The organism is Methyloceanibacter sp., assembly GCF_050728395.1.
Taxonomy (GTDB): domain Bacteria; phylum Pseudomonadota; class Alphaproteobacteria; order Rhizobiales; family Methyloligellaceae; genus Methyloceanibacter.
Genome location: NZ_JBOHJB010000014.1, coordinates 39,469 through 46,338, shown reverse-complemented (window position 1 = coordinate 46,338; position 6,870 = coordinate 39,469). Strand labels below are relative to the sequence as shown.

Annotated in this window: 7 protein-coding genes; 4 read left to right on the top strand and 3 right to left on the bottom strand. The window is 63.5% G+C overall.

All coding sequences use genetic code 11. The features are described 5' to 3' along the window. Positions 1-123: hypothetical protein (locus ACREC7_RS04315; protein ID WP_431554464.1), on the top strand; the 123-nt coding region annotated here is incomplete at its 5' end. 70 nt (positions 124-193) lie between these two features. On the opposite strand, the gene ACREC7_RS04310 is transcribed toward ACREC7_RS04315, so the two are convergent. Both ACREC7_RS04310 and ACREC7_RS04305 read right to left on the bottom strand, forming a co-directional pair. Next, a complete protein-coding gene (locus tag ACREC7_RS04310; RefSeq protein WP_431554460.1) occupies positions 194-595 on the bottom strand; it encodes a hypothetical protein in 402 nt (133 codons plus the stop codon). 193 nt (positions 596-788) lie between these two features. Further along, on the bottom strand, positions 789-1,343 hold the full coding sequence (locus ACREC7_RS04305; protein ID WP_431554459.1) for a thioredoxin family protein: 555 nt from the start codon (positions 1,341-1,343) through the stop codon (positions 789-791). A gap of 328 nt (positions 1,344-1,671) precedes the next feature. Here ACREC7_RS04305 and parE point away from each other — a divergent pair, with 328 nt between their 5' ends. Continuing rightward, the gene (gene parE, locus ACREC7_RS04300; RefSeq protein WP_431554458.1) at positions 1,672-3,726 is read left to right on the top strand and encodes a DNA topoisomerase IV subunit B; all 2,055 of its coding nucleotides are present in this window, start codon (positions 1,672-1,674) and stop codon (positions 3,724-3,726) included. Between the two features lie 124 nt (positions 3,727-3,850). On the opposite strand, the gene ACREC7_RS04295 is transcribed toward parE, so the two are convergent. After that, on the bottom strand, positions 3,851-4,318 hold the full coding sequence (locus tag ACREC7_RS04295) for a methyltransferase family protein (protein WP_431554457.1): 468 nt from the start codon (positions 4,316-4,318) through the stop codon (positions 3,851-3,853). A gap of 162 nt (positions 4,319-4,480) precedes the next feature. Here ACREC7_RS04295 and ACREC7_RS04290 point away from each other — a divergent pair, with 162 nt between their 5' ends. Together ACREC7_RS04290 and ACREC7_RS04285 are read left to right on the top strand one after the other, a co-directional pair. After that, positions 4,481-5,002 carry a hypothetical protein gene (locus tag ACREC7_RS04290; RefSeq protein WP_431554456.1) on the top strand — a complete coding sequence of 174 codons (522 nt, stop codon included), beginning with the start codon at positions 4,481-4,483 and terminating at the stop codon, positions 5,000-5,002. Between the two features lie 197 nt (positions 5,003-5,199). Further along, the gene (locus tag ACREC7_RS04285; RefSeq protein ID WP_431554455.1) at positions 5,200-6,765 is read left to right on the top strand and encodes a DEAD/DEAH box helicase; all 1,566 of its coding nucleotides are present in this window, start codon (positions 5,200-5,202) and stop codon (positions 6,763-6,765) included. The last annotated feature ends 105 nt before the right edge of the window (positions 6,766-6,870 follow it).

Sequence of the window (6,870 nt, the reverse complement as noted above, 5' to 3'; positions counted from 1 at the left end):
AAGAAGGGCAATGTCTTCACCGACGACGCCATCGACGCCTATCTGGAGCTGCGGATGGAAGAGGTGGAGCGGTTCGAGATGATGCCGCACCCGATCGAGTTCGACATGTATTACAGCGTTTGACGCGCGGTCCTTGGGTGGACCAAAGCGAATGGGGCGGCCAGTGTCTTGGCCGCCCCACTTTCCGCCCGGTCTACTCGACCTTCTGATCGCTTGCCGCGTAACCCCCGTAGGACGCGGGATCAGCGATCGAAGGTCCCTGCCTGGGCTCCCCCGTCTCTGAAACTTTCCCCTTCGTCAGATAGAACGCGCCCGACATCAGGGCCAGAAGCAGGAGCGTGCCGAGCCACTGCTTGTTGCTCGTGTACCAATCGCCGAGCAATGTCGGGATGCCGAACACCACGAACCGGCAGAGTGAAACGGTGGTGAGCACGGCGATGCCGGCAAGCACCCACAGGAAGAAATCCTGCGGACTTGCGGAGCTCTGGCCGGCGTCGACCAGGAACCTCTGGCCGTTGTCGGCGCCAGCACTGACCATGGCGCATAGCGAGGCTATGGCGAGCGTGACCAGAATGGCGTAGCGCATGATCGTCATGCCGGACTCCCCCTTGCATTCGAGGCAAAGTCTAGGGAGGCGCTGGTAAAGAAACGGGAAAGGGTTAGGCTTAACGCGAGGTTAAACACACTGTCCTGCCCGCGAAGGCGGGCATCGAGTACCCTCGCGGGCTCCGTGGATTACTGGATCGCCCGGTCAAGCCGGGCGACGACAGCGATTAGTGAGGACCGGCTCAGGCCGCCTTCCACTTGATCGAGCAGCCCATGGATGCGGTTTGCTCGCGCGGGCCCTTCCCGGTCTCGGCGACTTGCTTCATCGCCTCGAACAACTCACGGCGTGCGTCGGCCGGGCCTGCCTCTCTCCGGCTCGCATCGAGGCGCCCGCGATAGTGCAGCTCGAGCTTCCCGTTGAAGCCGAAGAAGTCGGGCGTGCACACCGCGTCATAGGCGCGCGCCACCGCCTGGCTCTCGTCGTAGAGATAGGGGAAGGTGAAGCCGTGCGCTTTCGCGAACCGCTTCATATTGTCGAAGGAGTCCTCGGGGTAGTGACCGGCGTCGTTGGAGGAAATGGCGACGGTGTTTATGCCGTAGGACTTGAGCTCGTTGGCATCACGCACGATGCGGTCGATCACCGCCTTCACGTAAGGACAGTGATTGCAGATGAACATCACCAGCGTGCCGTGCTTGCCGCGCAGATCGGCGAGGCTCACGGTCTTGCCGTCAACGGCGGGAAGCGAAAACGGCGGCGCTTTCCAGCCGAAATTGCAGATCGGTGCCTGTTCAGCCACGCTCGTTATCCTTGCAGAAATCGGTCACGACCGGGCCCTCGTCTTTGCGGCCCGCGAAACGGTCCTGCTTCCGCATATGGCGAATTCCGACACGTTCCGCAACAGGGCCGCCGCCGCCGCAAGATCGCCTGACTGTCTTTCCCTCACCCTGAGGAGGGCCGAAGGCCCGTCTCGAAGGGTTACCGCTCATGCTTCGAGACGCGCCCTTCGGGCGGTGCTCAGCATGAGGAGCCTGGATCGCACACCCTTGAAAAAGCCGCTTATGCGTGCGAGCTAGGGTGAGTCCCATTCAACAAGAGATTCGTTTGTCGTGGCCGGGCGAGCTCGATTGCGCAAAACCGCAACATCACGCGACCTCTTCGCCAAGCTCGAGGACGAGCTGAAGAAGAAGCCGATCGCCGCCGCCAAGCCAGCCAAGGCGAAGCGGAACGGTGCGCCGCCGGACGACGCCTATACCGCCGCCGACATCGAGGTGCTTGAAGGCCTCGAGCCCGTGCGCCGGCGCCCCGGCATGTATATCGGCGGCACCGACGAGAAGGCGCTGCATCATCTGTTCGCCGAGGTGCTCGACAACGCCATGGATGAGGCGGTCGCCGGCCACGCCACCCGCATCGAGGTGAGCTTCGAGGAAGACGGCTTCTTGAGCGTCACCGACAATGGACGCGGCATCCCCGTCGATCCGCATCCCAAGTTCAAGAAGAAATCGGCGCTCGAAGTCATCATGACCACGCTGCATTCGGGCGGCAAATTCAACTCGAAGGTCTATGACACGAGCGGCGGCCTGCACGGCGTCGGCGTCTCGGTGGTGAACGCCCTGTCGGAGTACCTCGAAGTCGAGGTGGCGCGCGGGCAGAAGCTCTATCGCCAGACCTATACGCGCGGAGCCCCCGATGGCCCGCTGAAGGCGCTCGGTGCGGTCAAGAACCGCCGCGGCACCACGGTCCGCTTCAAGCCTGACCCAAAGATCTTCGGCAAGGGCGTGGCGTTTGCGCCCGCGCGGCTGTTCCGCATGTCGCGATCCAAGTCCTATCTCTTTGGCGGCGTCGAGATCCGCTGGTCTTGCACCGCTTCTTTCCTCACTGGCGACAAGGGCACGCCGCAGAGCGCCGTGCTCCATTTCCCCGGAGGCCTCAAGGACTTTCTCGCCGACCGTATCGATGGCCAGGAGACCGTCACCAAGGAGGTCTTCACCGGCAAGAGCAACAAGCGCGAGGGCCATGGCGCGGTGGAATGGGCCATCGCCTGGGTCGCCGGCGAGGACGGCTTCCTCAACTCATACTGCAACACCGTCCCCACGCCTGACGGCGGCACCCACGAGGCAGGCTTGCGCTCGGCCCTGGTCAAAGGCTTGCGCGCCTATGGCGAGCTCATCGGCAACAAGCGGAGCGCGCAACTGACGGCAGAGGACATTCTGTCCACGGCCGGCGCGCTATTGTCGCTCTTCATCCGCGAGCCCGAGTTCCAGGGGCAGACCAAGGACCGGCTCGCGAGCCAGGAAGCGACCCGCATCGTCGAGACGACCGTGCGCGACGCCTTCGACCATTGGCTCACCGGCAATCCGCCGCAAGCCAATCGCCTGCTCGACTGGGTGATCGACCGCTCGGAGGAACGGCTTCGCCGCAAGAAGGAAAAAGAGGTCGGCCGGCAGACGGCGACCAGGCGCCTGCGACTCCCCGGCAAGCTCGCCGATTGTGCGTTGAGCGCGGCGGAAGGCACCGAGATCTTCATTGTCGAGGGCGATTCAGCCGGCGGCTCCGCCAAGCAGGCGCGAGACCGGGCGAGCCAGGCGGTGCTCCCCTTGCGCGGCAAGATCCTCAACGTGGCAAGCGCAAGCTCGACCAAGCTCGCCGACAATCAGCTCATTGCCGACCTGGTGCAGGCGCTTGGCTGCGGCACGGGCACGCAATATCGCGACCAGGACCTTCGCTACGAGAAGGTCGTGATCATGACCGATGCCGATGTCGACGGCGCCCACATCGCTTCGCTGCTCATCACTTTCTTCTACCAGGAGATGCGCGGGCTGATCGAAAACGGGCATCTCTATCTCGCCGTGCCGCCGCTATACCGGCTGAGCCAGGGCGCCAAGACGGCTTACGCCCGCGACGACGCGCACAAGGCCGAGCTTCTCAAGTCGGAGTTCAACGGCAGAGGCAAGGTCGACGTTTCCCGTTTCAAGGGCTTGGGCGAGATGCTGCCGAAGCAGCTCAAAGAGACCACCATGGACCGCAGCGTTCGCACGCTGCTCCGCGTCGAGATCGTCGAGAACGAGCGCGCTGCCACCGGCAAGGTGGTCGAGCAGCTCATGGGCAACAAGCCGGAGGCGCGATTCCAATTCATCCAGGAGCGCGCAGAGTTCGCCAAGCCCGACGAGCTGGATATTTGAGTCTGCTTCGTAGCGCCTCCGGCTCACCCTTCGAGACGGCGCTGCGCGCTTCCTCAGGGTGAGGTCTTCTCCTCATGCTGAGGAGCGCTCGGAGAGCGCGTCTCGAAGCATGAGGCCCCACCCATCACAGCCACCGCGGAACGCGTGCCTGGTATTTGCGGTAGGCCTCGCCAAACTTTGCCTCAAGGTAGGCTTCCTCGCGCTCGACCACCCCGCGCTGCAAGATGAGCAGCACCGGAATGAGAAGCACGAGCATCCAGGCGCTGGTCAACATGATGGCGAGGCCGAAATAGAGGATCACGAAGGCGATATAGATCGGGTTCCGCGTAAACCGGTATGGGCCACCGTCAAGCAGGACGGTGGAAGGCTCGCCTGGCACCAGGCTCGTGCCCGCCCTCCGGAATTCCCGCACCGAAAGAGCACCAAGGGAAATACCGATCAGCGCAAGCGCGCCCCCGGCGGCAAGGGCGCTAATATTCGCCGAGCCAAGCCCGGGCCCGAGCGGAACGATCCAGCTCAAGAGACAGCCAAGAAGGACGGCGCCCGCGAACAGAATCGGCGGCTTCACCACCACATCGGCATAGTCCCGCATGTCCTGCCGGCGCCTCCCCAAGAGCGCGATAGCATCGTTTTCCGCCGCTTACGGGCGATCCGCAAGAGCCGTGATAGTCTGTCACAATGAGGTGCAATACTCTAAAATCAGCGTGGCGAGCCCGGTTCAGGCGGCGCGTCAGATCAAGTCAGGGGGTTCCTCATGCTCAAATCTATGTTGCGCGCCACCGCGTTCCTTGCCGTTGCGCTTATCCCGCCGGCCTCGGCCGCGGCGGCCGACGATGACGCCAAGATCGTCGAGACCCTTCCGCCGGAGGTTGCCGACGTCGTCACCGGCGGCTCCTGGTCGGAAGGCAAGCAAGGAGGTTTCTATCGCGCCATCGTGGTCATGACCGGGAGCGAGCAATCTTTCGGGGCGCGCGTGTATTTGCAGTGGCTCGCGCTATCGGAAACCGACCCTGTCCCCAAGGTCGTCGCGACGGCTCCGCTCAAGGAGGTCAACGATCAGAAGCTCGGCAATGCTTCGATCGAGATCGAGGGTGAAGAGACCAAGGACAACGAGATCACCATCATCGTGAGCTCGTACGATTTCGAGGAGGACAAGGACATCAGCCTGTACGTCAAGGGCACCGCGCCGGGCAAATACACCATGGCCAAGGCGCCGGCGAAAAGCCCGGCTGCACCGCCGGCAGCGGCCCCGACCAATGTTCCAAAGGATGATTAGACGGCGGGGCGGCCATTTGCCTCTTGCGCATGTTGCGCCCGCCCCCTATTTGAGCAGCAAGCATTGCAGGGTATAAGACCTCATTGCTTTGGTAGATGTCTTGCGCAGGCTGCACGAATCGTTGCAGCAAATAATTGCGCGATTAAAAATGAAAGAACGCGCGTGGTGCTTCGGGCCCGCGCTTGTTTTGCTAATTCATGAGCTTTTCACAACTTGGACTGAGTTCAAAAGTTTTATCCGCCGTTACCGCGGCGGGCTTCGAGACGCCGACCCCCATCCAAGCACAAGCCGTACCGCACGCCGTCGCAGGTCGCGACGTGCTCGGCATCGCCCAGACCGGCACCGGCAAGACGGCGTCCTTCGTGCTGCCCATGCTGACGCGGCTCGAGCGAGGCCGGGCGCGAGCCCGCATGCCGCGCTCGCTGATCCTCGCCCCGACGCGCGAGCTTGCGGCGCAGGTCGCCGAGCATTTCGAAATCCTCGGCAAGAATCATAACCTCACCGTGGCGCTGTTGATCGGCGGGGTGTCCTACGAGGATCAGGATCGCAAGCTCGATCGCGGCGCCGACGTGGTGATCGCCACGCCTGGGCGCCTGCTCGACCATTTCACCCGCGGCAAGCTTCTGCTCAACGGCATCGAGATCCTGGTCATCGACGAAGCCGACCGCATGCTAGACATGGGCTTCATCCCTGATGTCGAGCGCATCTGCAAACTCCTCCCGTTCACCCGGCAAACGTTGTTCTTCTCGGCGACCATGCCGGCGGAGATCCAGCGCCTCGTCGACAACTTCCTGCATCGTCCTGAACGCATCGAAATCGCGCCGCAAGCTCCCGCCGCCACGACGATCGTGCAGCGGCTGAAAAAGGCCCCTGACGACGCCGCAGGCAAACGCGAAGCGCTGCGAGCGCTGATGCGGGAAATTAACGTCAAGAACGCCATCATCTTCTGCAATCGCAAGAAGGACGTCGGCATCGTCCACCGCTCGCTCCAGCGCCACGGCTTCAACGTCGGCGCGCTGCATGGCGACATGGACCAGCATCAGCGCACGGCAACGCTAGACGCTTTCCGCAACGGCACCATCACCTTCCTTGCCGCGAGCGACGTTGCCGCCCGCGGCCTCGACATCCCCGACGTCAGCCACATCTTCAACTACGACGTTCCGATTCATCCCGAGGATTATGTCCACCGCATCGGGCGCACGGGACGTGCCGGGCGAGAAGGCTTCGCCGCCACTCTGGTGACGCCAAAAGAGATCAAGGCGATCAAGGCGATCGAGAGGCTGCTTCGCCAGGACATTCCCTGGATCGATGGCGAGCCGAGCTCAGCGGAGATCGCCCAAGCGCGCGATGAGCGGGGCCGTTCGAACGGGCGCAACCGGCGAGGCTCGCGATCGAGCCGCAATCGGGCCGGCTCCGCGCAGGCGAGCCCGCAAGGACGGCCCGAGAGCCAGCGCAAGGAGCATGGGGGCTCGCCCACGCACAAAGCCGGCAAACCCAACCAGCCCCATCATCCCCCCCATCAGCAAAATCAGCAAAGACGAGAGCAGCAGCCGCAACAGGCCGCTCACGCCAAGCAACCCGAGACTTCGGCGCCAAAAGCGGCGCAGGCTCATTCCCATCACTCGCCTGCACCGAAGCCGCAATCCCATCATACCGGCCATCGGCCGCCGCCTAAGCCCCCGCAGCCCTCGCGCGGCGGCGTGCGCGGCATGGGCGAGCATGTGCCAGCCTTCATGACGCGCTCCGTGCGTCCGCTGGACTAGGCGTAGAATTCCCGCTCATTTAAGCTGAAGCTCAAGGCCCCCACCCGGCGCGCGCCGGACAAGTCCGTCTCGCGCCGACCTCCCCACAAGGGGGAGGTATGGGAC

Coding starts and splice junctions, on each gene's coding strand:
- ACREC7_RS04310 (WP_431554460.1), bottom strand. CDS start 595: ATGACGATCATGCGCTACGCCATTCTGGTCACGCTCGCCATAGCCTCG.
- ACREC7_RS04295 (WP_431554457.1), bottom strand. CDS start 4,318: ATGCGGGACTATGCCGATGTGGTGGTGAAGCCGCCGATTCTGTTCGCG.
- ACREC7_RS04290 (WP_431554456.1), top strand. CDS start 4,481: ATGCTCAAATCTATGTTGCGCGCCACCGCGTTCCTTGCCGTTGCGCTT.
- ACREC7_RS04285 (WP_431554455.1), top strand. CDS start 5,200: ATGAGCTTTTCACAACTTGGACTGAGTTCAAAAGTTTTATCCGCCGTT.